Origin of the sequence: Butyrivibrio sp. MC2021 (genome assembly GCF_000621605.1) — a bacterium.
In the GTDB taxonomy this organism is placed as follows: Bacteria; Bacillota; Clostridia; order Lachnospirales; family Lachnospiraceae; genus Butyrivibrio.
In genome coordinates, this window is record NZ_JHXX01000001.1 from 851,430 (window position 1) to 877,994 (window position 26,565).

The following is a 26,565-nucleotide window of genomic DNA, read 5'->3' on the forward strand; positions in this document are numbered from 1 at the left end:
CCTATTTAGAAAATAAATCCCACCGGGATATCCTCAAATATCAAGGTGGGATTAAATACTCATTTTATTATACTTCTTCGCCTTCAAGCTGCATGTGAATGTACTTGGTCAGGTTGTTGATGGCATCATGGGCTGTGCCGTTGATGGTGCATCCTGAAGCACGGACATGACCGCCGCCGCCAAAGAGCTGGGCAACCTTGGATACATTAACCGCTCCGTTACTGCGAAGGCTTACCTTGTAAGACATAGGCTCGTTCTCATACATGAAGATCGCACAATCAACTCCGATAGTGAACATCAGCTGATTAACGATTCCGTCCAGGTCATTGCCTGTGCAGTTATAGAACTCCATGGTCTGTCTTGAAACAACAGATACACATACTCTTCCGTCAAGAAGAAGGATGCTCTCAAGAAGTGCTCTTCCAAGGATCTGATTCTGAAGATAGGTCTTCTCATAAAATACATGGTCGATAAGACTGGTAAAATCAAAGCCGAAACCGATAAGCTTGGCAGCTACCTGCAGAGTCTTGGGAGATGTTGAATTGTACTTGAATACTCCTGTATCCGTTACCATTCCGGTGTAGATGGACTTGGCAGCCTCAATATCAAGCTTTTCCTCATCAACACAGTCAAAAACAAGTTCACATGCTGAGCTTGCTGTAGGAACGATGTAGGTAATATCTCCTGTTCCTGTGTTGCTGATGTGGTGGTCGATATTCAGGGTCTTCTTAGCAGCGTCAAAAATCTTCTCGGAAGCACCGAGTCTTGTTTTCTCACAGTCAAGGCAGATAAACAGATCATAGCTGTCTACATCTGTCTCAAAAGAAGTATTGATCTTGTCGCTGTCCTTGATGAACTGAAGCTCCGGTGGAACATCCTCAAGGAAAACATCAACCCTGATATCAGGATAATTTTTGGTAATGTACAGGTACATACCCATGCATGAACCGATACAGTCTCCGTCAGGTCTTACATGACCGCTTATAGCTACGGTCTTAACGCCCGGTAATAACTCATCAATCTTCATATTGATCCTCTTCTTCAAAATCTTCATCAGGCTCTTCTATTTCTTCGCCTCTTGCAGCTCTTGCCTCGTTATCCTTGGCTGTTACTTCGTCGATCATCTTGGACATATTGATAGCATACTCAATGGAATCGTCCATGATGAATCTAAGCTCGGGAGTATATCTCATATTGAGCTCCTTTGCCAGAGTTGAGCGAATGTAACCTGCTGCGCTCTTAAGTCCTGCTGCGGTTCTCTCTCTGTCCTCATCATTCCCCATGACAGTTACCCAAACCTTGCAGGTCTTAAGATCAGGCGCAACCTCAACATCCATAACGGATGTCATGGGGCTGATCCTGGGATCTTTGCTGTAACGGATGGCCTCTGAAATAACCTTCATTACCTCTCCGTTTATTCTTTTATTCTTATTACTGTTTTTTCGCATTATTCTTTTTCCTCCGTGATATACGCCATACTCCATGCTTCGCATTCTCGTATGTCTACATCCATTCGAAACTCGATATACTCATATCATTCGTATATCTTTATTTCTCATGTATGTTCGGTCCTCAAGGTTACATTTATATGTCTGCAAGCAGCCATAAATGTAACTTTTCGTCCCTATATCACTCATATTAGGTCCTGGGAACCTCGACCATCTCATAAGCTTCTACAAAGTCACCTTCGTGAATCTGATCAAAGCCGTCAAATACAAGACCGCACTCGAAGCCTTCCTTAACTTCCTTAACGTCATCCTTGAATCTCTTAAGGGATGCAAGATCACCTTCAAAGATCTGCTCGCCGTCTCTTGAGATACGAACCTTGCAATCCTTCTTGATGATACCGTCCTTAACAAAGGCACCGGCGATGTTACCAACCTTGGAAGCCTTGAAGATAGCACGTACTTCTGCATGTCCTGTGATTCTCTCTTCGTATACAGGAGCAAGCATACCCTTCATAGCATACTCGATTTCTTCGATAGCCTGGTAAATGACCTTGTAAAGCTTGATCTCAACGCCTTCGTGCTCTGCCATGCTCTTAGCTGTAGCATCGGGACGAACATCGAAACCGATGATGATAGCGTTGGATGCTGCAGCAAGAGTAACGTCAGACTCATTGATGGCACCTACGCCGCCATGGATAACCTTAACAACAACCTCGTCATTGGAAAGCTTGAGAAGGCTCTGCTTGAGGGCTTCTACGCTACCCTGAACGTCAGCCTTGATAATGATATCAAGTTCCTGAAGTCTGCCTTCCTCAATCTTGGAGTAAAGATCATCAAGGGACATCTTAGCCTTGGTCTCTTCGATAAGATCCTTCTTGTGCTGCTGAAGGTATGTGTTGGCGTACTGCTTAGCCATCTTATCAGTCTCGTGAGCAAGGAATACCTCACCTGCGTTAGGTACATCTGAAAGTCCAAGAATCTCAACAGGCTGTGAAGGAAGTGCTTCCTTAAGCTTGTTGCCCTTATCATCAACCATGGCTCTAACCTTACCTGAGCTTGCACCTGCAGAAATGAAGTCACCTACATGAAGTGTACCCTTCTGTACAAGTACGTTGGCTACAGGACCACGGCCCTTATCAAGTCTTGCCTCAAGAACAAGTCCTCTTGCCTGTCTGTCAGGGTTAGCCTTGAGCTCTAAGATGTCGGCTGTAAGGATGATGGTCTCAAGGAGGTCCTCGATACCTTCACCGGACTTAGCGGATACAGGAACGAACTCTGTTGTTCCGCCCCAGTCTGTGGAAATAAGACCATACTCGGTCATCTCCTGCTTAACTCTGTCTATATTTGCATTAGGTTTATCGATCTTGTTTACAGCAACGATGATCTCAACCTCTGCAGCCTTGGCATGGTTGATAGCCTCTACTGTCTGAGGCATTACACCGTCGTCCGCAGCAACTACCAGTACTGCGATATCTGTGGAATTAGCACCACGCATACGCATTGCTGTGAATGCTTCGTGACCGGGAGTATCAAGGAATGTGATCTTCTGGTCATTGACAGATACTGTATAAGCACCAATTCTCTGTGTGATACCGCCGGCCTCTCTGTCTGTTACAGAGGTCTTACGGATAGCATCAAGAAGGGATGTTTTACCATGGTCAACGTGACCCATTACGCAGACTACAGGAGGTCTCTTCTTAAGTGTCTCCTCTGCATCGTCCTCTTCCTTAAGAAGCTCCTCGATAACGTCAACAGGAACCTCTTTCTCGCAGATGATATCGTACTCGATTGCTATATTCTCAGCTTCCTCGTAAGAAAGCTCTGTGTTAACTGTAGAAATCTGGCCTGCCATAAAGAGCTTCTTGATGATCACAGATGGCTGCATTCTCATCTTCTCAGCCAGCTCCTTGATGGAAACCTTCTCAGGAATAGAGATAACCTTGATCTGCTCCTCAGGCTCCTCAACCTTCTTAACCTCAGGCTTGATGAATCTGCCGACTCTCTTGCTTCTTGGCATCATCTCTTCCTGCTCGTAAGCAAGATCCTTCTTGTTTCTCTTATCCTTTTCCTGACCCATGCGGCGTCTTTCTTCATCTCTGTGATTGCCGCCATCTTTAACAGGTGCCTCGAAGGCTGCGCCGCCACGGCTGCCCTGCTTGTCGAACTTGTTACCGAACTTGCCGTCCTTGTTGCCGCCGAACTTGCCGTTCTGTCCGGGTCTTCCGCCGTCTCTGTTGTCACGACCGCCAAAGCCGCCCTGGCCCTGGCCCTGGTTCTGACCATCTCTGCGGAAGCCGCCGTTTCTGTTGTCTCTTCCTGCTCCGTCTCTGTTGTCACGGTTCTGGAAGTTTCTGTTGTCCTGACGGTTGCCGTTCTGACCGCCTCTGTTATCTCTGTTACCAAAATCTCTGTTATCACGATTCTGGAAGTTTCTGTTATCCTGACGTCCTGTATTTCCAGACTCTCTGTTTTCCCTTGCCTCTCTTGGCTTGTTCTCCTGTACGGGAGCAGCAGCCGGTGCAGCAGGTGCAGGTGCGGGAGCAGGTGTCTGAGGCTTAGGCTGAGGTGCAACCTCAGGCTTAACCTCAACTACAGGTGTTACAACCTCAACAGGTGCTTCCTTCTTGGGCTGTGGCTTAGGAGTTACTGACTTGTTAACAGGTGTGTTGTAGCTCTCAAGCTGTGAAGGTGCTGTCAAAGGCTTGATAGGATGATAAACATTCTGAGACTGGGCAAAGGTCTTTCTCTGTCCCTGTCCGTTATTTCTGTTATCTCTGTTATCACGGCGCTGATTATTTCCACCATTACCCTGGTTGCCATTGCCCTGGTTGTTATATCCGCCCATCTTGGAATTATTGGCATTGGTAACCATGATGATCTTTTTCTTCTTTTTAGGAGCTTCTCCTGATTCAGGAGCAGGCTTCTTAACAGGTTTCTGTTCTGAAGAAGCGTGTCTCTCCTGAGCAGGCTTCTCAGCCTTGGGAGCATTGTCCTCTTTCTTTACCTCAGGGGCAGCCTTAGGTGCAGGCTTTGCAAAATGCTTTCTTGCAACCTCCGCATCTGCCTCCTCGATAGAACTGTTCGAACGCTTCGCTTCTATTCCCTTCTCCTGTAAAAAGCTAATCAGCTCTTTTCCTTCGCATCCAAGCTCACTAGCAAGTTCGGATATTTTAATTTTTGCCATTCACATTTCCTCCGTACTTTTTATTCAAGGTAGTTCTCTCGAAGCGTCTTCGCAAAGCCTTCGTCCAATACCGCAAGGCTTGTTCGAACATCCTTACCAATTGCATGTCCCAGCTCTTCCTTGTTTCCAAAAAAGATCATGGGAACGTTATAATAACTACATTTATCACTGAACTTTTTCTTGGTGTTATCAGAAGCATCTTCACTTATGATAACCAGCTCAGCCTTTTTATGCCTTACAGCCTCAAGAACAGAAAACTCACCGCTCTGAAGCCTTCCGGCACGCATGCATAAACCAAGTAATGAATACATCTTGTTAGAATCCAATATTTATCCAAGCTCCTTTTCAATTCGCATGGTAACATCGTCTGGAATACGGGACTTCAGTGACCTCTCAAGGCCCTTGTTCTTTACAGCCTTGCCAAAGCATTCCCTGTTGTTGCAGATGTATGCTCCGCGGCCGTTGGCCCTTCCGGTCTTGTCCAGAAGAATCTCATCCTCAGGAGTCTTGATCACTCTGATCAGATCCTTCTTTTCCTTCATTTCTCCACAGCCGACGCATTTTCTCATCGGAATCTTTTTTGGCATATATTATTCCTCTGTCTCTTCTACTTCCTCAGAGCTCTCGTACTCGCCTTCCTCGTACTCGCCCTCTTCGTACTCTTCGTACTCCTCATCATAATCCTCATCATCCAGATAATCTTCCATTCTGAATCCGGGAGCATCCTTAGCCTGAGTCTCACTCTTGATATCGATCTTGTAGCCTGTAAGTCTTGCTGCAAGTCTTGCGTTCTGACCTTCCTTACCGATGGCAAGTGAAAGCTGATAATCAGGAACTACAACCTTAGCACTCTTCTCATCGGGATCAGCGAATACTGCTACGATCTTGGCAGGTGAAAGAGCATTCTGAATAAGGTTACCGGGGTTCTCATCCCAGTTGATAACGTCGATCTTCTCGCCGTTAAGCTCATCAACGATGAGGTTAACTCTTGCTCCGTTAACACCAACGCAGGCGCCTACGGCATCAACGTTAGGATTGTTGGAGTAAACAGCGATCTTGGTACGGCTTCCTGCTTCTCTTGCGATTGACTTGATCTCAACAGTTCCGTCCTGGATCTCAGCAACTTCCTGCTCAAAGAGTCTCTTAACAAGATCGGGATGTGTACGGGATACAAGGATCCTTGGTCCCTTGGAGCCGTTCTTAACCTCAAGAACGTATACTCTGATACGCTGTGTAGGTCTGTAAGTCTCAGTTTTAACCTGCTCGTTCTCGTTAAGAAGAGCATCTGCACGTCCGAGATTGATGCTGACATTTCTTCCGACAAATCTCTGTACAACACCTGTTACGATGTCATGCTCCTTCTCGAAATACTCGTTGTAAATAGCACCGCGCTCTTCCTCACGGATTTTCTGAAGGATAACGTTCTTGGCATTCTGAGTCGCAATACGACCGAATTCCTTGGAATTAAGAGGAACCTCAACCATGTCGCCTACAGCAGCCTTTTTGCTGATCTTCTTGGCATCATCAAGTGAGATCTCAATCATGGGATCCATTACGTCATCTGCAGTCTCAACAACTTCCTTCTCTGCAAAGCATCTGAAGTCGCAGTTGTTTCTGTCAACCTCTACTCTTACGTTGTCTGCCTTGCCGAAGTTGTTCTTGCAGGCTGTGATAAGTGAATTCTCGATTGCATCAAACAGAGAATCCTTGCTGATGTTCTTCTCCTTCTCTAAAAGGTCAAGGGCATCCATTAATTCTTTACTCATGGTAATCTCCTTCTTTTAATCAAAAATCAAGTGCAAGTTTGATCACTGATATTTCTTTTCTTACGAAAGCTTCTTCTGTTCCATTTATTTCAACGGTAACTGTAGTCTCATCAAAGCCCTTCAGCGTACCGGCAAACTCCTTAACTCCGTCCTTTGGCTTAAAGAGTTTTAGCTCCACATCCTGCCCTATGCTGTTGGCAAAATGTCTGTCCTTTTTGAGTTGTCGTCCAAGTCCGGGACTTGAAACCTCAAGAGTGTAAGCATCTTCAATAAAATCGTCTTCATCAAGTGCATCCGACAAAGCATGGTTCACATCAACGCAGTCGTTGATATTGACGCCGCCTTCCTTGTCGATATAGGCCCTAAGGTACCACTCTCCCGCCTCCTTGACATATTCCACGTCATAGATGGAAACGCCGCATTTGTCGGCGATGGGAGCAAGAAGCGCCTCAGCCCTGGCTTCTATTTCGCTCTTCTTCATATTTAATCCTCATACTGGATAATTACATGAAAAAAGTGGGCTCTCTTCAAGCCCACTTCCTAGTTCCACGACAAAAATACCACAAATACGGCCTTTCGTCAAGCAGTTTATGAAAAATTCCCCCATATATAAACGCTTCCGCAGAAAAATCTTTGTCTGCTGCCCCAAAGCTGCAGAGTTGTGGTTCCGTAGCGGATAATATCCGCAGCCTTTTTGTAAAACTCCATTCCTTCCTTCACAATATCCCACTGCCAGTCTGCCAGATCGTAGATATCACCGCTGAGGCACATGCGTCCAAAGAAAGTATTAACAAGGGAATAATCCAGTTGAACCCTCTTGCGGTATCGCTGGCAGAGGTACTCATTCCGCAGGAAAAGCCGCCTGCATAACCATCACCCAAAAGCTTGATTTCAGCTGTTAATTCCATGTTCTATCTCCCATAGAAGTTTTAAGTTAATTAATATATTAACATAAAAAAGAACTGACTATTTTGTCAGTTCTTTTTATACAGATAGTATGTATTGTCATGATCTGTCTCTTTATACTCAAACACCTTAATTAACGAATAGTTATTATATATATGCTCCGGTTCATAGCCCACAGCCAATACATAATCCGTTCTGGCTTCCTTGAGATATTTTTCCTGCTCCTCAAACATTGTATCCAGACCAATGCCGTTGGTCTGAAAATACTCACATGTGGGAACAATGCCTGTGACTGTATAAAGCCCCGCATCAACGGTATTGAGCTCAAGAAGAGTATCCTCCTCAGAAAGCATGGTGGCCGCCTCCATAAGCCAGACATCATCCTCATCAAAGCTCATATACTCAGCATTCATACTGTTTGTAACAGCAAACACTGCGCCTGCAGCCAGCATTGAAGCAGCGATAACAGCATGTACTTCCTTTGATCTCTTCTTGGCAATAAGAGATAAAGCTTTTTCTATAAGGCTGCCCATGTAGGCCAGGCCGAAAACAGCCAGGGGAATCAAAGGTATCGAATAATATGCCAGTTTGTTTCCGCCAATAAAGATCACAAAATATGTCACCGCAAATATCCAGGGAGATAAAACTCTTTTCACAAAACCTTTTTCCATAAAAAGCTGAAGAAGAAAACCGGCTATTATGAAAACAAAATATGAAAAGCTGTCCTGGATCAGCCAGTACAGAGTTTTGGCGATCTCATAGAGTTTGTGTCCAAAGCTGTATTCTTCCGTGGACACCTGACTGTAAAAGAACAGATTGTTGTAGATATAGCATCTGAACCAGTCATCAAGACTTCCCGTGGCAAGAAAATAAATGAACCAGGGAACGGAAGGGATGCATGCAAATATCACAAATCTGATCATCATCTTAAGAGAAAAGGCTGCATTTCTCTCCTTGAGCGCCCATATAGCCGCCACCACAAACCATGCGAACAAAAAGCCCAGCATAGTGTATTTGATCTGAGCGATAACTCCGGCGCAGAGTCCCACTGCGGAAAAGATCCATTTATATCTCTCATCCGAGCACTCTTCATGGAGTAGTTCATCCAGCACCAACAGGCTGTAAGCCAGAAGAGGAAGACAAAACTCCTCTGCTGCCCCTCCGAAATAGAAGCTCCAGGAGGAAAAAGCCGCCGCTCCCAGAACAGGCATCAGTATCGCTGCCATGAAGGCACTGCTTTTTCTTTGTATTAGTTTTCCCGAAAAGAAAAGGAAAAAAGCTCCGGATATTATTTCAAAAATAAATACTCCCAAAAAGGTTTTATGAGAGATAAGGTAGGCAAAGCCATAAAGCAGATACAGGTAGGGCCCCTTTTGATCATATAAGTCCCTGTATATGACCAGCCCGTTCATCATGCCCTTTCCCATTGTAAAATAGCTGTTGGCGTCGTCCCAGTTATTGCAGACAAACAGCACGGAGGATCTTGTGGTAAAAAGGAGTAAAACAAATGCACAGATCACTCCCCAAAGGAAAAGGCCATACCTTTTTAAAGGATCATTCAATCTGTTCATATCAGACTTCCACCTGAATAAGCGCATTGGATGTCAGTTCACGCAAAAAGCCCATATCAACAAATGAGCATAACAGGAATACTATCAAAAATGCTCCCACCATCAACATAAGCTTGGTTTCTTTGTATAACTTCTCAGGCTTCTGAACTGCAGAGTCCTCATCCAGTGACATTGCGAGATAGTACGCAAACAAAACAAACAGTACCGGAGTCGCAACAATATACTCAATTCTGTACTTCACCATGAACACACCAAGGCAGAAGGTTGAAATAAGAGCATAGAACAAAGCTGATGCCAGAAGGCTCTTTTCTGTGTAGTACTTAAAGGATCTTCTGTACAATCCGGCCATATTTTTATCACCGATCATTCTGTACTCAGCAAATCTCTTGGTGGCCATCAAAAAGGCTCCTGCCATCCAGTAACCAATAAGGACGCTTGATGGAGGAAACGCTTTATCTGTGATGATAAACCATCCCATCAGCAATCTCAGCATGTTATTTATTGACTCTGAAAGCACATCGATAAAGGGAATATCCTTTGTTCTGAAAGGCTTAACATTGTAGAAAAATCCCATGATCAGAAGTACTGCGGAAGTGATGAGAAACAGCACATTCACAGCGTAGGACAACAAAAGTCCAACGACGATAAAAAGAAAATACTCCACCAGCACATATTTAAAGGACATATTCTCCACTACAACAGGTCTGTTCTTTTTTGTAGGGTGGTACTTGTCATAAGGAGCATCAAGCCACTCATTTATAACATAGTTAGCACTTGCTATGCAGCATACCCCAAGGAATCCCAGGATAAACTTAACCCAGTCGATATCCTTAAATGACATGTCCGTAAGAAACAGACCTACCACAATTCCCGGCATAATAAAAAACTGCTTGATCCAATGATCAATTCTGGCTATCTTGATATATTTTTTCATTGTTCTCTCCTTTTTCTTTCAAACAAAAACAGAATATGAAAAGAAGACATTTCTCAATGCCTGATTTCATATTCTGCCACCCATACACATTTCTTTTCACAACCTCGGCAACTCAACCCACAAAAGCCGGATTGACGTAGCACTAGTCTTAAAAGCATTAGCCATCAATTAACAGCTGTATACTGCAATAAATTCCAAAATTTTAAAACGTGAAACCGATTATAACATAACTTCAATCAAATTTACAACAACAATTGGTGATTTATCCAATTCTTTTTATATATATTCCTCTACAATGGTCTCTATCCCTCTTCTCGCCCTGTCATCCATAACTCCCTGGTTCACAAATCTGGCAAGCTCATTTAAAGAAAGTTCCTCAAGCTTTTTGTAGAAGCTGTCATATTTTTCCCCTTCAGCAAAGCCTCTGCTGGATTCGGAACATATTTGAAGCAAAAGAGGTAATTATATGCCTGTTCTTTTTGTACAGATTAAGAAAATGATCAAGTTGGCTGTATACATCCTTCTCCGACTTGGAAAAACCTTCTCTTATGGCATTTCTTTAAATCTATCCAGATTGTCTCTGATATAAGATATATCCGGCACAGAAGCGGCGATACCCGGCAGGTCATTGGGCGAAAAAGAAGTGCCGCATATTCATACCTATTTTGTCAAATCCGCCAAGCGGTATTATCCTGATTGCATTCTCCATAATCTACCTTAGCCTCTCAAATATAAAAGCAATGTTTCAAGTTAATAATACCACAATGTCAAAATGGGCATAAAAAAACCAGAACAAAATGTTCTGGAATTCGGGTTGGGCTGTTATAAACAGTCAATACCTCGTAGCGGAATCGAACCGCTGATTCTGCCGTGAGAGGGCAGCGTCTTAACCGCTTGACCAACGAGGCACGGTTATGATGTCCATCGAAGTGGACTTGTTTATATTATCTCATAGCCAAAGAAAATGCAAGTACTTTTTGCTATAAGAAATACCTCGTAGCGGAATCGAACCGCTGATTCTGCCGTGAGAGGGCAGCGTCTTAACCGCTTGACCAACGAGGCTTATATCGAGTGCTGCATGTCAGCAGCAACTCGATTATAATATTACAATTCTAAAACTTTTGCAAGTACTTTTTTTTAAAAAATTAAATTTTTTATTCCGGAGCCCTTAAATCCGCATCAGATCAAACAAGCTTATCTGGTTTGAATCCGGTATATCCCCAAGAAGTCCCATCTCTGCCATCTTATCTATTACAGCCTGAGGGCACTTTGTTCTCTGGCGGAAATCATCCTTTGAAAGGAAGGGGCCGTCCTTGGCTGCCTCCACGATCTGATCCGCAGCCTTCTCTCCCATTCCTCCGATACTGTTAAGGGCAGGCATGATCTTGTCTCCTATTACCTGGAAATCCCTGGACTTAACCTTGAAAATGTCGATGGGAAGGAACTCAATTCCTCTTTCATACATCTCCTCAACAAGTCTCATATCTCCGTACTCAGCCTGCTCAGTGTTGGAAAGCTCATCCTTCCTGTTCTGGTAATCACGCATTATTGCATGAAGATGATTCTCTCCCTGACACATATGCTCATAGTTAAAGGCCTTGGCTCTGATACTGAACCAGGCTGCGTAAAATGCCTGGGGCACATAAACCTTGAAATAAGCTATTCTCCAGGCCATCATAACATACGCTGCCGCATGGGCCTTGGGGAACATGTACTTGATCTTTTCGCAGGACCAGATATACCAGTCAGGAACACCGTGATCCTTCATGTCCTTCTTCCAGTCAGGCCAGTTGCCCTCTTTTCCCTTGGCAACCTTACCTTTACGGACAGCCTCCATGATCTTGAAGGATTCTGATTTGTCCAGTCCCTTCTGGATCAGGTAGATCATGATATCGTCTCGACAGCAGATACAGGTATCAATAGTGGCTGTGCCCTCCTGGATAAGGGTCTGGGCATTACCCAGCCATACGTCCGTACCATGGGAAAGACCTGAGATACGGATAAGATGGGACAAAGATGTGGGCTTGGCATCGATAACCATCTGCATAGCGAAGTCTGTACCGAACTCAGGAAGTCCAAGACATCCAAGCTTCGTTCCTCCCAGCTGTTCGGGAGTGACATTAAGCGCCGTAGTATTCATGAACAGGCTCATTACATTTTTATCATCCAGAGGAACCAGCTTGGGATCAAGTCCGGTGCAGTCCTGAAGGAATCTGATCATGGTAGGATCATCATGTCCCAGAATATCGAGCTTCAGCAGGTTGTGGTCAATGGAGTGATAATCGTAATGGGTTGTAATTGTTGCTGTTGTCATATCGTTGGCAGGGTGCTGTACGGGACAGAAGGAATTGATGTCCTCTCCCACAGGAAGAACTATGATTCCTCCCGGGTGCTGACCTGTACCACGTCTTATGCCGGTACAGCCCTGTACTATTCTGTTGATCTCGCTCTTTCTCTTGCTAGCTCCGATTCCGTCATAATATTTTTTAACGAAACCGTAAGCTGTTTTGTCCGCAAGAGCCGCTATGGTTCCCGCTCTGAAGGTCTGTCCGTAGCCGAAGATAACCTCCGTGTACTTATGGGCCTTGGACTGATACTCTCCGGAGAAGTTAAGGTCGATATCAGGCTCCTTATCTCCCTTGAATCCAAGGAAGGTCTCGAAAGGAATATCAAAGCCATCCTTGTACATCATGGTTCCGCACTTGGGACATCTCTTATCAGGCATGTCACAGCCGGAATTACCGCCGAAGGCCAAAACCTCTTCGGATTCAAAGTCCGAATATTTGCACTTGGGGCACACATAGTGAGGGCTCAGCGAATTAACCTCCGTGATACCGGAAGTAAAGGCCACAAAGGATGATCCTACGGAACCTCGGGAACCTACCAGGTATCCGTCCTCATTGGATTTCCAAACTAGCTTCTGGGCAATGATATACATAACCGCGAAACCGTTCTTGATAATGGAATTGAGCTCTCTTTCAAGACGCTCCTTAACTATCTCCGGAAGGTCCTCTCCGTATATCTCATGAGCCTTGTCATAGCAGATCTTGGTCAGGATCTCATCACTGTTTTCAATGACAGGAGCACACTTATCCGGACGAACCGGTGATATGGAATCGCACATCTGAAGGATCTTCCTGGTGTTGTCGATAACAACCTCCTTGGCCTTCTCTCCTCCAAGGTAATCGAATTCCGCCATCATTTCATCGGTGGTTCTTACATAAAGAGGAGCAGGCTCCTCCTCATCCATACCTTTTCCTGCCATGATAATGGTCCTGTAGATCTCGTCCTCAGGATTGAGGAAATGGGCATCACAGGTGGCCACAACAGGCTTATTAAACTGTTCTCCCAGTCTTACTATCTCTTTATTGATTGCTCTGATATCGTCATCGGAATTGATATCCTCATACCTGTCGGAATCCACCATAAAGTGGTTGTTGCAGACAGGCTGAATCTCCAGGTAGTCATAGAAGGATACGATACCTGCGATCTCCTCAGGGGGTCTTCCCTCCACAACTGCGCCGTAGAGCTCTCCTGCGCAGCAGGCACTTCCTATAATGAGTCCCTCTCTGTATTTCATAAGCTCGCTCTTTGGAATTAGCGGGAATCTTCTGAAATAATCAACATGGGACTTGCTGACAAGGGTATAAAGATTAACTCTGCCCAAAGTGTTTTTTGCCAGAATAATGCAGTGCTTGGGGCGAAGGTGCCTAATCATCTCCGGGGTTGGCTTACCAAGGATATTTACATCCGTAAGGTTAACTGCCTTCTGTTCCTTCAGCATGGGTACAAACTTATTGAAAATAAGTGCTGTACACTCCGCGTCATCCACAGCTCTGTGGTGATGATCCAGCACAACGTTAAGGGTCTTGGCCACCGCATCCAGAGTATGCTTCGCCTGCAGCGGGAAGAAATATCTTGCCAGCCACATGGTGTCCACAGTGGTGTAATCCACATCTATTCCAAGATCCTTACAGTTCTGATTTATAAAGCTTGTATCAAAAGATACGTTATGTCCTACCAAAACAGCATCCTTACAGAATTCCACGAATTTAGGAATGATGACCTCCCTTGTGGGAGCATCCATTACCATATCGTCAGTGATGCTGGTAAGCTTCTCAATCCTGTAGGGAATAGGCACCTGGGGATTGATAAACTCTGAAAATCTGTCTATGATCTCGCCGTTTCTGATCTTAACGGCGCCGATCTCAATGATCTTATTCTTAATAGGCGAAAAGCCTGTGGTCTCAATATCATAAACAACGAAGGTAGTGTCATCCAAAGGCTGCCCCTTGTCATTGACAACTATTTCCTTCAGGTCGTCAACCAGGTATGCCTCCACACCAAGGATCAGCTTAAAGAAATCCTGTCTGTCGATAGGAGGCTCTCCGGCTTCCTTTCTTCTCTTCTTCTCTCCGTCATACAGAGACTCCCAGACATGGTTGGCATCAGTAAGGGCCTGTACAACGCCGTGGTCTGTGATGGCAATTCCCGGCATTCCCCATTTATAGGCCTGTTTAACAATATCCGAAACCTCTGAAACTCCGTCCATATCACTCATCTTGGTATGGCAATGGAGCTCCACACGCTTAACCTCAGCCCTGTCCACACGCTTGGTGGTAAAGTCAGGAATCTTCTTTACTCCTGCTACAGACTGAATTGAAAGCTCGTGGTCAAATTTATCCACAGCAGCAATACCCTTGACCTTGATAAAGGCCCCGGGCTTAATATCCTTGCAAATTTCAGGAACATCCTCAGTTTTAACAAACATCTTTACAGTTATGGAGTCTGTAAAATCTGTAATGTCAAAAATAAGGATACTCTTCTCGTTTCTGATATCTCTCTGGTCAAAAGCAGTGATCTTACCGTGGACAACAACTTCTCCAAGCTCGCCCACAAGATCCACCAGTTTCATGGCCTCTTCTTCGAAATCTCTTCCGAATACAACATCAGGATTATCGGACCTCTTATAGCTTCCGCCAAAGTCGCCCTTCTTTCCTGCCCACTTGCCCTTAAAGGACGGCTTCTCCGCTGCGGGAGCTTCTGCCTGTTCTTTTGCTGGAGCCTTGGCTGCTTCTGCCTTCTGGGCAGCCTTTTCTTCCTTGAGCTTCTTCTTTTCTTCGGCCTGTTGCTCAGCTGCCTCCAAGCGCTTCGCCATCTTGGCGGATTCTCCGGAGTAGTCGGGCTCTGTAGTCTCCTTTTCAACCTTGACAAACTCAGGTGTGATGGCAACCTCCAAGCCGCATCTTTCATTGATGATCTTGGCCAGTACCCTTATAAGGTCCGGAGCCTTCTTCTGGCCCACGACGCTGTCCTCCAGCTGAACTATGAGATTGTCCTGATCAGGGTACAAAAAATTGGCAGAACGAAAAAGACTATACTCCATATGGTCATAGTCTTTTAATTCCGCCTCAATGCTCTCTCTATAAATATCAAGCAAATTCTCCGGGGTATACTGGGCTGACAGGGAAAACTTCTCATAGATCTTGATCACAATATCCTGACCTGCAAAAAGCTGTTTCTTGATGCCGTTTTCCGTTTTTATAATGTCAGCCTTGTCTATAAGCCTGGTGCTTGAAATATAAATCCTTATAATATCCTGCTTTTTGGTGGTGGAGACCTTCTCAACCACTGTCTGCTCCATGATCTCCCGGGTATGGGAATCAAGGTTCAGGGCAGGAAACACCTCAAAAAAATCTTTTGACATACCTTACCTCAAAATAATTAACGGTAATTATCAAGCTCTTCCTTAAGTACTGCTAAAAGCTGATCCTCAGGGATCTTCCTGATGATCTCCCCATGCTTTATAAGAAGTCCTTCTCCGTCTCCGCCTGCAATTCCAATATCTGCCTCTTTGGCTTCTCCGGGGCCGTTAACAGCGCATCCCATAACAGCCACCTTGATATCCAGATCATAGTTCTGAACAAGAGTCTCCACCTGATTGGCCAGGCCGATGAGATCTATTCTTGTTCTTCCGCAGGTAGGACAGGCAATAACCTCAATTCCACCCTTTCTGATATCCAGGGTTCTGAGGATCATCTTGGCGGTCTTGATCTCCTCCACGGGATCTCCAGAAAGAGAAACTCTGATGGTATCGCCGATGCCCTCATTCAAAATAATGCCAAGGCCAACGGATGACTTGATGTTTCCGCCGTAAACTGTTCCCGCCTCAGTGATTCCCACATGAAGAGGATATGCACACTGTTTGGCCAAAAGCTCATGAGCCTTGACGCAGAGCATTACATTGGAGGATTTGATGCTGACAACCATGTTGTCATAACCAAGATCCTCGATAATTCCGATCTTATCAAGAGCGCTTTCCACAAGGCCCTCTGCGGTCACTCCGTGGTATTTTTCCACTAGATCTTTTTCCAAAGAACCGCTGTTAACACCGACTCTGATTGGGATATTTCTCTCCTTGGCACAGGAAACCACTGCAGCGATCCTGTCTTTGGAACCGATATTTCCGGGGTTAATCCTAATCTTGTCAGCTCCGTTTTCCATGGCTGCTATAGCCATCTTATAGTCAAAATGAATATCAGCCACAAGAGGGATACTGATCTGCTTTTTGATCTCACCGATGGCCTTTGCAGCTTCCTCTGTGGGGCAGGTGCATCTGATGATGTCGCAGCCTGCGGCCTCAAGACGATGGATCTGCTCCACGGTCGCCTTCACATCCTCGGTCCTTGTATTGGTCATGGACTGAATAAGGATGGGGTTGCCGCCGCCTATCACTCTGTCGCCGATATGAATAACTTTAGTATTATCTCTGAATGCCATTTTGGCCTCCTTAACAAACTCGTCGCTTGATACGATTACCTGGTAAATTTTGTTATGTCGTTAAACAGCACAAACACCATAAGTCCCATGAGGGCCACCATGCCGATCATGTGGACGAAGCCTTCCTTCTCTGGTGGAACAGGCTTACCGAATATCACTTCGATAAACTGGAAAACAAGACGTCCTCCGTCCAATGCGGGAATAGGCAAAAGGTTCATGATTCCAAGGTTAACGGATAAAAGCACTGTAAGGGAAAGCATGGTGAGGATAACAGCAGAGATTCCGTAGGGCTTAACCTCCTCATAGGTGTCATCCACCATCTTGACCATTCCCACAGGTCCGGACACATCATCCTTTGAAAGTCTGCCCTTAACAAGAAGAGCCAGGCTTCTGTAGGTGGTCTTAAAATAGTAACGAACCTGGTACCAGGCATACTTAAGGGCCTCCGGTCCCTGGATACGCTCATATTCACCCAGGTAGATTCCCATGTAATATCTCTTGTCCTGCTCACTGTACTTGGGAAGAAGGGTTGTGGTATATCTCTGACCATCCCTCTCATATACGATTTCCATGGGACTTCCTTCTGCGAACTGGGAAATAAGAGTAACCTCTCCGGCCATGTAAACCTTCTCACCGTCAACGGAGATAAACTTATCCCCCTCCTGCATACCCGCTTCAGCTGCAGCCGAATCCTCAGTCATCTTGCTGATAACGGGAAAATCCCAGGTTGAAAAGCTCACAAGGAACACAGCAAGAATATATGCAATAAGGAAGTTGGCAAAAGGCCCCGCAAAAAGTGTGGCAATCCTTCTCCATACAGGAGCATTCCTGAAGGAGCGCTCATCCAGCCCCTCTTTTTCCTCCTCCACGGGATCCATGCCGTCAAAGACACAGGCTCCGCCTATGGGAAGGAGCTTCAGGCTGTAAAGTGTCTCACCCTTCTGCTTCTTGAAGATCGTAGGACCCATTCCGATGAAAAACTCATTGACTCTGATACCGCCTGTCTTGGCCACAATGAAATGTCCAAACTCATGGGAGGCCACCAGAACTCCGAATATGATAAAAAATATAAGAACACTTACTACCATTTAAAAACCTATCTCCTTATCTGTCCAAGTATTCGTAGGTCTGTGCCTCAGCTGCAAGGATCTCCTCAACTGTAGGATTCTCCACTGTCTTGTGGTGCTCCATGGCACTCTCTATCATGTCATAAATCTGAAGATATCTGATATCTCCCTTTAAGAAGCTCTTAACTGCCATCTCGTTGGCTGCATTGAATACGGTAGGCATGCTGCCGCCGGTCCTTGCAGCATCAAAGGCAAGCTTAAGTCCCCTGAAGGTGTCGGTATCAGGCTTCTCAAAGGTCAGACTTCCCAGTTCGAACAGATCAAGTCTCTTTTCATTCATAGGTCTTCTGTCCGGATAAAAAAGTGCATACTGAATAGGCAGCTTCATATCAGGAACTCCAAGCTGCGCGATTACGGCGCCATCCACGAACTGAACCGCACTGTGAACAATGCTCTGGGGATGAACCATAACCTGAATATTATCAAGATCTACATCAAAGAGCCATCTGGCTTCCATGACTTCCAATCCCTTATTTACAAGGGATGAAGAATCTATGGTTACCTTGGGTCCCATATCCCAGTTGGGGTGCTTCAGAGCATCAGCCGCTGTCATATTCTCAAGGTCACTGATCTTCTTGCCTCTGAAGGGGCCGCCGCTGGCTGTGAGAAGGATCTTCTCAATCTTGTCCTTGGGCTCTCCGTTAAGAGACTGGAAAATAGCGCTGTGCTCACTGTCAACAGGAAGGATAGATACGCCCTTCTCCCTGGCAAGAGGCATAATGATATGACCTGCACAGACCAAAGTCTCCTTATTGGCAAGGGCTATATCTTTGCCTGCCTCAATGGCCCTGATGGTGGGTCTGATTCCGATCATGCCCACTACAGCGGTGAGCACTGTATCTGCCTCAGGGACACTAACAAGCTCTAAAAGTCCCTCCATGCCGCTGTATACCTTAACATCAAGGTCCTTAACCCTCTCCTTGAGGTCCTTAGCCGCATTTTCATCAAACATGCAGGCATAAACAGGATGAAACTCTCTTATCTGTTCTTCAACCATCTTGGAATTTGTGTTGGCTGCAAGGCCCACAACCGTAAGCTCAGATGGGTTATTTCGCACCACATCCAAGGTCTGGGTTCCTATGGATCCTGTAGAACCGAGTAATACTATCTTTCTCATTTATATCTCCTGAAAATGGATTTTTGTCAAAATTATATACTAGAAAATAATACCATAATACCTCAAAAACAAAAAGGAGAATCCCCAAATGAGGATCCTCCGTGTTTTTTAACTGATGAGCGGCAACAGAACCGCCGCAAGAAAATAGATACATGGTATAACAAATATAACACTGTCAAATCTGTCCATTATTCCGCCATGACCGGGAATAAGCTTGCCGTAGTCCTTGATGTTATGATTTCTCTTGATTCCGGAAGCAAGAAGATCTCCCAGCTGAGAAATGATGCTGCCCACAAAGGTAATGATCAGCATTACATAAAAGACGCTGACATTATGGATCTCTCTCGTATAGAGAAGATATCCGAATATACATCCAACAGCCATGCTGCCCAGGACACCGCCGATGGCTCCCTCCACTGTCTTCTTGGGAGAAAGGACAGGCACAAGCTTGTGCTTGCCGAAGGCTCTCCCCGCAAAGAACGCGCAGGTATCGCATACCCAGGCGATAAAAGGAATCCAGGCAAGGTAACTGCCGTAGGGTCTGATTCTAAGCAAATATACGAAGGACATGTTCACAGGTGCATATAAAAAGCAGAAGAATGCTGACATGGCCTGAACTGATGTGTAACGCGGAAAGCTGACCACGTAACATACCATTATCAGGAAGAAAGCGAACATTACAGAAAAGATGTAGTATCTGTAATCTCTGACAATCATCATCTGGATATAGTGGACAATAATTGAAATATATCCACATACCTCGATGGAATTGACGCTTTTGCCCTGCTCATGAACACCGATAGCCCTGGTCAGTTCAAAAAAACTGATACAGGATACCGCAAGAAGTGTCGCCGAGAGGATATATCCTCCGGGAATAAGCACAGCAGCCAGCACGATCGCTATTATAACACCACTGATAACTCTTGTTTTCAATCTGTTATACCAGCCTTATTTTTAGGTTTTAAGTCCGCCGAACTTCCTGGTTCTACCGGAATAGGCTTCAATAGCCTTAACAAGTTCATCCTTGTTAAAATCAGGCCATGCCACAGGAGTAAAGTAAAACTCAGTATAGGCGCACTGCCACAAAAGATAATTGGAAATCCTCTGCTCATTACAGGTTCTGATAAGAAGATCAGGATCAGGCATATAGTTTGTATCCAGATTCTGAGCTATCATCTCCTCTGTAATATCGTCAGCAGAAATCTCTCCGCTCTCAACCTTTTTTGCAGCCCTTCTCACAGCTCTTGTGATCTCGTCCCTGCCTCCGTAATTGATGGCAATGGTAAAGGTAAGGCCTGTGTTTCCTGCAGTGGCCTCCTCAAGCTCTGTAATAGCTGCATTGATATCATCGGAAAGAGCTGACCTCTCACCAATGACACGACAGCGGACATTATTCTTCATGGACTTCTTTATACTGGTCTTGAGATAATTCCGAAGAATCGTCATTAGGGCAGATACCTCTGCCTCAGGCCTTGACCAGTTCTCTGTTGAAAAAGCGTAGACCGTAAGGTACTTGATTCCAAGATCTCTGGCATCCACCAGAATATCCTCAACAGCCTTGGCTCCCTGCATATGGCCATAATTTCGGGGCATGCCCTTTTCCTTGGCCCACCTTCCGTTTCCGTCCAAAATAATAGCCACATGTGCAGGTATGTTTAAATTTTCTTCCATAATCATATCCTTAAGTCTATAGATCAGACTGTCATGATTTCCTTATTCTTTTCCTCGATAGTTGCATCGATGTCCTTGATGAACTTGTCAGTGATCTTCTGAAGCTCATCGTTAAGATCATTGATCTCGTCCTCAGAAATATCTGAGCCCTTAAGCTTCTTGAAGGCATCATTGCCGTCACGTCTTACATTTCTGACTGCAACCTTGGCATCCTCACCCTTCTTGCGAATATCCTTGGTGAGCTGTTTTCTGCGCTCCTCTGTAAGCTCAGGGAAAACAAGTCTGATAACTGATCCGTCATTGCTGGGGGTGATACCGAGATCGGAAGCCATAATAGCCTTCTCGATATCCTTAATAAGAGTCTTGTCCCAGGGAGCGATCTGGATGATACGTGCCTCGGGAACTGAAACGTTACCAACCTGCTGAATAGGTGTAGGTGTTCCGTAATAATCTACCTTTATCTTATCAAGTACGTGAGGATTAGCTCTTCCTGCTCTGATAGAAGCAAGGTCCTCTTTGAGGAAATCAAATGACTTCTGCATTTTGTCATTATAAGCTTTTACTTTCTCGTTCATACATTTTTCCTCCTGATATATTAATCGCAGGTTACGGTGGTTCCGTTGAAATCACCTGTAGCTGCCTTTACAATGCTGCCTTCCTCCTGGAGTGCAAATACTCTCATGGGAACCTTATTATCTCTTGCAAGGATTGAAGCAGTCATATCAACCACCTGAAGATTATTGGCTATAACCTCATCGATGGATACTGTATCATATCTCTTGGCATCAGGGTTCTTGGCCGGATCTGAATCATATACGCCGTCCACAGCCTTGGCAAGAAGGATATAATCAGCCTCTACCTCAATGGCACGAAGCACAACTCCGGTGTCTGTTGAGAAATAAGGATGTCCTGTACCGCCTGCAAAGAACACAACCATGTTGTGGGCAAAATATTTGTTAGCCCTGTCCTTAGAAAAAAGCTTGGTAAATGAACCACACTCGAATGGAGTAAGTATGTTGGTCATCATACCCTCACTTCTGAAGATCTCGGAAACATAGATGCAATTCATGATTGTAGCAAGCATTCCAATCTGATCAGCCTTAGTTCTGTCAATATTCTCGCTGGTACGTCCACGCCAGAAATTGCCACCACCGATAACGATACCCACCTGAGTTCCGTTATCAACAAGCTGTTTTACCTGAAGCGCAACCTTTCTGACAGTCTCCTCATCGAAGCCTGTCTTTTTGGGGCCTGCCAGGGCCTCTCCGCTAAGCTTTAATAAAATTCTCATTGTTCACTCCATTATGATTTTTTATCTGTTCTTAAGTGTTTCAAAGAACTCTGAAGGGTTAACATCGGCATAAGCCTGAGAGCACATACCCTCGATAACAGCGCCGTTGTTGATCTGTACAGACTGAGACTTGATATTGCCCATCACGATGGCTGTTGTATCAAGAACTACAGGTCCGTGAACATCGATATCACCCTTAACAGCACCTGCGATAACAGCAGAAGAGCCATAGATATTACCTACGATAACAGTGCTCTGTCCAACCTTAACGCTGCCTCTTGATCTAACTTCACCGGTGATTCTTGCTGACTCAGCATAAATCTCAGCAGCATCTGAATCTCCGTTGATCTCTCCTGTTACATTGAGCTTGCCAAGGCACTTAAGATTTCCTGAAATCTTACCAATAAGGTCAAGTGATCCTGTTGTCTGTAAATCACCTGTGATAACCATACCTTCGGTGATGACAGCTGTCTCATCAGTAGGTGTCTGCTGTTCAAAATCCATAGCTACATTTCCCCCATAATTATATGTATTTTCGTTGGCTACAGGTGTGTGTGCTGCATAAGCATCCACATGTCCTGTGCTGATAGCCTCAAGAGCGCTCTTAGGAGCAGGCTCATTATATTCTGGTGTTGTCTGTACCTCAACTCTTGGTTCAACCGGCTCAGCTTTGGGTGCCTCATATACAGGCTCCGGCTCTACAGGCTCGGGTTCAGGTTCTGAAACCGCTTCCTGTACTACAGGTTCATCGCCCTTGATGTCCTCAAGCTTGATATCATCAAGGCGGTTAAGCATTGTGTCAAGGTCTACCTTCTCTGTCTTCTCTTCGACCTTTTCTCCCTCACTTTTTTCAGCTTCAGGATTAGTTGTTTCAGCGTCTGTATCCTCAGGCATAAGTGTGTTTACAGCCTGAGAAAGGTCACTTTTGAGCTCTGAAAAAAATCCCATTTTCATATCCTCCATTCATTACTAGTTTCTTAATATTTGATATGTTGAACCGGTAACGTATCATTGGTTATCGGAACTATCACTGTGTCATCCATGGCCTGTATGGCCTCTATGATCTCAGGCAGAGCCTCCACCGTACTCTTCTTATCGGCGGAATCATGCATAAGGACTATACAATGTTTGAACCTGGGAACATTATTCACGATATTATTGTAAATTGTATCCTTATTGGCACCGGATTTGTCATCTCCGGCTGAGATATTCCAGTCAAAAAATGTGACTTCCTGCCCCTCAAGATAAGTCGCAAGTTCTGCCATATCGGCCTTGCTGACAGAATTAGAACTTCCTCCCGGGAATCTGTAATATCTGGACCAGACCCCTGTTGTTTCGTAAAGAAACACTCGTAATTTATCAAGATCAGCTCTGAAGGAATCCAAGGATTCATACAGGCTGCTATACTTGTGGCTGTAGGAATGCATTCCCAGGGTGTGACCCTCGTCAACAATCCTCTTGTACACATCGGTATATCTGGAATCAGGCTTGCCAACCACGAAAAATGTGGCCTTCACGTCATACTGAGCAAGAATATCAAGTATCTCATCAGTGGATGAACTGGGACCGTCGTCAAAGGTAAGATATACATATCTGGTACCCTCGATATCCTCAGGATTCTGAGCACCGCTCATATCCACAACAGCTATGTCCTCCTCAAAATCCTCCGCTGAGGAAGTAGGTTCTCTGGTCTCTGCCACTACAGCCTCCGGTTCTGAAAAAACTGTTTCCGGAGTAACGGAGATATTCTGCGAAGCATCGGAAGATAAAATATCCATCTCCGAGCCGTAACGGTTTCTGTACCACTCAAGATCGGCACTAACCTGTTCGTACTCTGTCCTGAGTCTGTCAAAACGAACGGACAGCACAAGGCAAATAAAAGTAGGAATCAGACAGGATAATACCACAACAATAATTATCAGCCTGCGCAGTTTTTTGATCCTGCTACTGTATTCTTTCTTTTTACTGCCCCCCGAAGCTGATGCCATTCAAATAACAATCTCTTTTCTAAATAATTATATGTAACCAAATGATAGTATAGCATAGATTCGGCAACACTCAAAGGGCTTTTATAAAGAAACCTCGGGTAGTGTAAATACTACCCGAGGCCAAATGCTCTCATTTATGGATTTATCTATAACATAAGCTATCAAAAATTCCCTGCCATCAGATTGCCTGCTGAGGTATAGGTCATAATGTACTCATCATAATCCCCGGCTGTAACTCCCATGGCCTGTGAATTGGTGCTTCCTCCGTGGAAGGTATAACCTGAATCTGCGATGTTTACGGTGTCAAAAGCAACCGCTTTGCCATTTTTGAGAAAAACTGTCCTTACTCCTACACCCTGAATATCCTTTTCGGAATAATTCGTTGCACTCACTTCAAGGCAGGTTCCTTTTTTGGCAGCATCCAGATTAACAGATGAATATGTGCAGTTCTCGGTCTCTTTAACCGTAAGAGCATATTTGCAGCTGGCCATTCCGGGATTCTTGCTGTTCACAAACTGTCCGTAAAGAATGAATTGCTGGCCCTTCTTAACTGCCTCGGCGTAATCATTTACCTTGTTCAGGGCCTTGCCACCCTTGTCAAAGGAGGTAAAATCCGCACTTACCGTAACGTCCTTACCGGTGTTGTTGGTTGCTATAAGCACATAATAAGTGCACCATCCCATATCATCGGGAATTGTGTACTCACTTTCAATTTTGATACCCTGGGCTGATGGGTCTGCTGCGACAGCAACAGAAGAATCAAGAGGTGCTGGATTTACTGCAAACGTAAAAAAAAGAGCTATCCCCATAGCTGCTAAATTAGAAAAAATCCGTTTCTTCATAGGCACCTCCAACAAAAGAATTTATATATATATTATGTCTGATTCCAGGACATAAATATAGGTGCCAAACCTAGATTTTATGCATATTTTAGCATTATTACCAAGTTATAAACTTTATAAAATTTTGTTTATTTTTTACTCCAAATCAGCGGGATATACAACCGAGTATTTGCCCCTGTTTTCAACCACATAATTGTCCTTCCCCTTAAAAACAGAGAGCTCCGAATCAGCCACCACGAAAACAGTGTCAAAATACTGCTTTTCCAGGATATTCTCCGGCAGATCCGCGAAAGTAAAGTTCCCGAAGGACTCCGCTATCCGGAATTCCGCATCAGGCTCCCTGTAGACCACTGTCTCAGCGAATTTTGCAGGATCATACTGGGTGTAATAGAGGGCGATCATGTAAGGAGCAGACAATCCCTCATATGTAGAATATACAGGGTGATCATCCCCCGCTATTTCATAGGCTCTTTTAATCGCCTCGCCGTAAGTGGGCATGAAAATGCTCTCTGTGTTGTCATTGTAAAGTCTGAAATAGTCTCGTACAAAAGCGCAGGAAGCTATCATCACCAGAATAAGCACTGCAGAAGCCAGCTTTTGCGACTGTTCCGACACAAAGGCAAGGCCCTTCACAAAGAAAAACAAAAGGGGAAGGAAGATCATAACCATCCTGCTGATATCAGCAGTTATCAAAAGGGATAAGATAATGCATGCTGCCAGCGTGGAGTTCCAGATGACATTGATTGTCCTGCTGTCATCCTCTGAGGTCTGTCCCAGGTTCATGGTGCGCTCATAGCTGTTATCCCTTCTTGTGACTGAGTTAAAGCCCTGAAAAACCTCCTTGAAAGAAACCACCACTCCAAGAAAAGTAATGGGGAAGGTGAACTCAAAAAGAGTCGAATACCCCGGAATGAAGTGACAGAGCATATCCGAATCATCCCCAAAGGTCACGATACTTATGAATGACTTGATGTTATTAAAAAGCTGGGCCGGCAATGTGCCGTCAAATTTCAAAAACACCTCGCCGGTTCTGGAAGCGGTAAACCTGTTAACAGTAAAAAATCCTGTGTGTATCTCAGGAAGCCCCAGATAATTGACTCCATAAAACACAAGAAGCGGCATGAAGATCACAAGGAACACAGCCCCGGATATCAGGAGCTGCCCCACTGTGATGGCACGCTTTTTAAGGCAATAAACAAGGGCAAAAAGTAAAGTCAGCGGAATCACTATTGTGGCTGAGCCGTAGGTATACATGCAAACCGCATAGACCGCGGCACTGAGGGCATACATCACTGTACTGTGCTTTCTCACAGCGATCATAAACAGCAGGGTTGCAAGACAGAGCACAAAGGGCATAATGTTGCTGTCAAGGCTCCATCTGGAAAGGATCACATGCCAGGGGCACACCGCCAGGAATGCTGCTCCGCACAGGGCTATGGTATTTCTGGAAGTATCGTATTTTCCGTGTCTGAAGCCCTCTCTGAGGCTAAAGAAAAAAAGAACAACCGTGAGAATACCACAGACAGCCGGAATCAGCCTAAGTCCGTATACTCCGGTTCCGAAAAGTTTTGTGGCAAACATGTTGACGTAGATAAGAAGAGGACTTCCGCCTCCGCAGCCAAAGGTTATGGGATAAACAGGATATGGATATCCGTTCCTGTCTATGCCGTACCTGGCAAGGGCGTAGGCTTCATAGCCTATTGAAGCCTCATCCTGCTGAAGTCCCAGGGGAATCTCCCCCAGTTTGTAAAGTCGAAGAAAAGATGCTACAAGGACTATTACAGCCAGAAGAAGGTAGATAATGCCGTTCTCCCAGGAATAGGACTCCTTTTTCCTGCCCCGGGCATTACCGCTCTTACTGAAAATAACAACGGCTGCCGCACCGATACCGATGCAGACAGCCGTAGCTATATAGTTGTAATAATCTATAATTCTCATTC

Annotated in this window: 23 protein-coding genes and 2 tRNA genes; all 25 read right to left on the reverse strand. The window is 45.0% G+C overall.

Annotated elements, in window-relative coordinates:
• Positions 1-67: 67 nt before the first annotated feature.
• The 25 genes from T359_RS0103565 to T359_RS0103690 all read right to left on the reverse strand — a co-directional run bounded on the left by T359_RS0103565 (position 68) and on the right by T359_RS0103690 (position 26,563).
• Positions 68-1,054, reverse strand: coding sequence for a DHH family phosphoesterase (locus T359_RS0103565; protein WP_242839037.1), 987 nt, complete (start codon positions 1,052-1,054; stop codon positions 68-70).
• Positions 1,017-1,448, reverse strand: a complete 432-nt coding sequence (rbfA, locus tag T359_RS0103570) for a 30S ribosome-binding factor RbfA (protein ID WP_026516285.1) — start codon at positions 1,446-1,448, stop codon at positions 1,017-1,019. The genes T359_RS0103565 and rbfA overlap by 38 nt, the downstream gene beginning before the upstream one ends.
• Positions 1,449-1,638: 190 nt before the next feature.
• Positions 1,639-4,632, reverse strand: coding sequence for a translation initiation factor IF-2 (gene infB, locus T359_RS0103575; protein ID WP_081795347.1), 2,994 nt, complete (start codon positions 4,630-4,632; stop codon positions 1,639-1,641).
• A gap of 20 nt (positions 4,633-4,652) precedes the next feature.
• Positions 4,653-4,961, reverse strand: coding sequence for a YlxQ family RNA-binding protein (locus T359_RS0103580; RefSeq protein WP_026516287.1), 309 nt, complete (start codon positions 4,959-4,961; stop codon positions 4,653-4,655).
• A complete protein-coding gene (gene rnpM, locus T359_RS0103585; RefSeq protein WP_026516288.1) occupies positions 4,962-5,219 on the reverse strand; it encodes an RNase P modulator RnpM in 258 nt (85 codons plus the stop codon).
• A 3-nt stretch (positions 5,220-5,222) separates the two neighbouring features.
• A complete protein-coding gene (gene nusA / locus T359_RS0103590; RefSeq protein WP_026516289.1) occupies positions 5,223-6,398 on the reverse strand; it encodes a transcription termination factor NusA in 1,176 nt (391 codons plus the stop codon).
• Positions 6,399-6,417: 19 nt separating this feature from the next.
• Positions 6,418-6,879 (reverse strand): ribosome maturation factor RimP, encoded by a 462-nt coding sequence (rimP, locus tag T359_RS0103595; protein ID WP_026516290.1) that lies wholly within the window; start codon positions 6,877-6,879, stop codon positions 6,418-6,420.
• A 235-nt stretch (positions 6,880-7,114) separates the two neighbouring features.
• The gene (locus T359_RS22375) at positions 7,115-7,306 is read right to left on the reverse strand and encodes a hypothetical protein (protein ID WP_155839978.1); all 192 of its coding nucleotides are present in this window, start codon (positions 7,304-7,306) and stop codon (positions 7,115-7,117) included.
• Between the two features lie 66 nt (positions 7,307-7,372).
• On the reverse strand, positions 7,373-8,875 hold the full coding sequence (locus tag T359_RS0103605) for a hypothetical protein (protein WP_026516292.1): 1,503 nt from the start codon (positions 8,873-8,875) through the stop codon (positions 7,373-7,375).
• Between the two features lies 1 nt (position 8,876).
• Positions 8,877-9,809, reverse strand: coding sequence for a UbiA prenyltransferase family protein (locus T359_RS0103610; protein WP_026516293.1), 933 nt, complete (start codon positions 9,807-9,809; stop codon positions 8,877-8,879).
• Between the two features lie 276 nt (positions 9,810-10,085).
• Positions 10,086-10,262, reverse strand: a complete 177-nt coding sequence (locus tag T359_RS22380) for a hypothetical protein (protein ID WP_155839980.1) — start codon at positions 10,260-10,262, stop codon at positions 10,086-10,088.
• A 383-nt stretch (positions 10,263-10,645) separates the two neighbouring features.
• A tRNA-Glu gene (locus tag T359_RS0103625) sits at positions 10,646-10,717 on the reverse strand.
• 82 nt (positions 10,718-10,799) lie between these two features.
• Positions 10,800-10,871: transfer RNA gene (locus T359_RS0103630), tRNA-Glu, on the reverse strand.
• A 106-nt stretch (positions 10,872-10,977) separates the two neighbouring features.
• Complete coding sequence (locus tag T359_RS0103635) at positions 10,978-15,516, reverse strand: PolC-type DNA polymerase III (RefSeq protein ID WP_026516294.1); 4,539 nt, start codon at positions 15,514-15,516, stop codon at positions 10,978-10,980.
• A gap of 17 nt (positions 15,517-15,533) precedes the next feature.
• Complete coding sequence (ispG, locus tag T359_RS0103640; RefSeq protein ID WP_026516295.1) at positions 15,534-16,589, reverse strand: flavodoxin-dependent (E)-4-hydroxy-3-methylbut-2-enyl-diphosphate synthase; 1,056 nt, start codon at positions 16,587-16,589, stop codon at positions 15,534-15,536.
• A gap of 35 nt (positions 16,590-16,624) precedes the next feature.
• On the reverse strand, positions 16,625-17,677 hold the full coding sequence (rseP, locus tag T359_RS0103645; RefSeq protein ID WP_026516296.1) for an RIP metalloprotease RseP: 1,053 nt from the start codon (positions 17,675-17,677) through the stop codon (positions 16,625-16,627).
• Between the two features lie 16 nt (positions 17,678-17,693).
• Positions 17,694-18,833, reverse strand: a complete 1,140-nt coding sequence (locus T359_RS0103650) for a 1-deoxy-D-xylulose-5-phosphate reductoisomerase (protein WP_026516297.1) — start codon at positions 18,831-18,833, stop codon at positions 17,694-17,696.
• Between the two features lie 108 nt (positions 18,834-18,941).
• Complete coding sequence (locus T359_RS0103655; protein WP_026516298.1) at positions 18,942-19,766, reverse strand: phosphatidate cytidylyltransferase; 825 nt, start codon at positions 19,764-19,766, stop codon at positions 18,942-18,944.
• A 21-nt stretch (positions 19,767-19,787) separates the two neighbouring features.
• Positions 19,788-20,504 carry an isoprenyl transferase gene (locus tag T359_RS0103660; RefSeq protein WP_051545011.1) on the reverse strand — a complete coding sequence of 239 codons (717 nt, stop codon included), beginning with the start codon at positions 20,502-20,504 and terminating at the stop codon, positions 19,788-19,790.
• A gap of 23 nt (positions 20,505-20,527) precedes the next feature.
• Complete coding sequence (gene frr, locus T359_RS0103665; protein WP_026516300.1) at positions 20,528-21,079, reverse strand: ribosome recycling factor; 552 nt, start codon at positions 21,077-21,079, stop codon at positions 20,528-20,530.
• A 20-nt stretch (positions 21,080-21,099) separates the two neighbouring features.
• Positions 21,100-21,795, reverse strand: coding sequence for a UMP kinase (gene pyrH, locus T359_RS0103670; protein ID WP_026516301.1), 696 nt, complete (start codon positions 21,793-21,795; stop codon positions 21,100-21,102).
• 21 nt (positions 21,796-21,816) lie between these two features.
• Positions 21,817-22,743 (reverse strand): polymer-forming cytoskeletal protein, encoded by a 927-nt coding sequence (locus T359_RS0103675; protein WP_026516302.1) that lies wholly within the window; start codon positions 22,741-22,743, stop codon positions 21,817-21,819.
• 29 nt (positions 22,744-22,772) lie between these two features.
• Entirely contained in the window at positions 22,773-23,783 is a 1,011-nt protein-coding gene (locus tag T359_RS0103680; protein ID WP_026516303.1) for a polysaccharide deacetylase family protein, read from the reverse strand.
• Positions 23,784-23,944: 161 nt separating this feature from the next.
• Positions 23,945-24,625 (reverse strand): hypothetical protein, encoded by a 681-nt coding sequence (locus T359_RS0103685; RefSeq protein ID WP_026516304.1) that lies wholly within the window; start codon positions 24,623-24,625, stop codon positions 23,945-23,947.
• Between the two features lie 135 nt (positions 24,626-24,760).
• Positions 24,761-26,563, reverse strand: coding sequence for an ArnT family glycosyltransferase (locus T359_RS0103690; protein WP_026516305.1), 1,803 nt, complete (start codon positions 26,561-26,563; stop codon positions 24,761-24,763).
• Positions 26,564-26,565: the final 2 nt, after the last annotated feature.

Bases quoted from the DNA above. Each gene is read 5' to 3' on its own strand.
- T359_RS0103565 (WP_242839037.1), bottom strand. From the start codon at position 1,054: ATGAAGATTTTGAAGAAGAGGATCAATATGAAGATTGATGAGTTATTA.
- rbfA (WP_026516285.1), bottom strand. From the start codon at position 1,448: ATGCGAAAAAACAGTAATAAGAATAAAAGAATAAACGGAGAGGTAATG.
- infB (WP_081795347.1), bottom strand. From the start codon at position 4,632: ATGGCAAAAATTAAAATATCCGAACTTGCTAGTGAGCTTGGATGCGAA.
- rnpM (WP_026516288.1), bottom strand. From the start codon at position 5,219: ATGCCAAAAAAGATTCCGATGAGAAAATGCGTCGGCTGTGGAGAAATG.
- nusA (WP_026516289.1), bottom strand. From the start codon at position 6,398: ATGAGTAAAGAATTAATGGATGCCCTTGACCTTTTAGAGAAGGAGAAG.
- rimP (WP_026516290.1), bottom strand. From the start codon at position 6,879: ATGAAGAAGAGCGAAATAGAAGCCAGGGCTGAGGCGCTTCTTGCTCCC.
- T359_RS22375 (WP_155839978.1), bottom strand. From the start codon at position 7,306: ATGGAATTAACAGCTGAAATCAAGCTTTTGGGTGATGGTTATGCAGGC.
- T359_RS0103605 (WP_026516292.1), bottom strand. From the start codon at position 8,875: ATGAACAGATTGAATGATCCTTTAAAAAGGTATGGCCTTTTCCTTTGG.
- T359_RS0103610 (WP_026516293.1), bottom strand. From the start codon at position 9,809: ATGAAAAAATATATCAAGATAGCCAGAATTGATCATTGGATCAAGCAG.
- T359_RS0103635 (WP_026516294.1), bottom strand. From the start codon at position 15,516: ATGTCAAAAGATTTTTTTGAGGTGTTTCCTGCCCTGAACCTTGATTCC.
- ispG (WP_026516295.1), bottom strand. From the start codon at position 16,589: ATGGCATTCAGAGATAATACTAAAGTTATTCATATCGGCGACAGAGTG.
- rseP (WP_026516296.1), bottom strand. From the start codon at position 17,677: ATGGTAGTAAGTGTTCTTATATTTTTTATCATATTCGGAGTTCTGGTG.
- T359_RS0103650 (WP_026516297.1), bottom strand. From the start codon at position 18,833: ATGAGAAAGATAGTATTACTCGGTTCTACAGGATCCATAGGAACCCAG.
- T359_RS0103660 (WP_051545011.1), bottom strand. From the start codon at position 20,504: ATGGAAGAAAATTTAAACATACCTGCACATGTGGCTATTATTTTGGAC.
- frr (WP_026516300.1), bottom strand. From the start codon at position 21,079: ATGAACGAGAAAGTAAAAGCTTATAATGACAAAATGCAGAAGTCATTT.
- pyrH (WP_026516301.1), bottom strand. From the start codon at position 21,795: ATGAGAATTTTATTAAAGCTTAGCGGAGAGGCCCTGGCAGGCCCCAAA.
- T359_RS0103675 (WP_026516302.1), bottom strand. From the start codon at position 22,743: ATGGGATTTTTTTCAGAGCTCAAAAGTGACCTTTCTCAGGCTGTAAAC.
- T359_RS0103680 (WP_026516303.1), bottom strand. From the start codon at position 23,783: ATGGCATCAGCTTCGGGGGGCAGTAAAAAGAAAGAATACAGTAGCAGG.
- T359_RS0103685 (WP_026516304.1), bottom strand. From the start codon at position 24,625: ATGAAGAAACGGATTTTTTCTAATTTAGCAGCTATGGGGATAGCTCTT.
- T359_RS0103690 (WP_026516305.1), bottom strand. From the start codon at position 26,563: ATGAGAATTATAGATTATTACAACTATATAGCTACGGCTGTCTGCATC.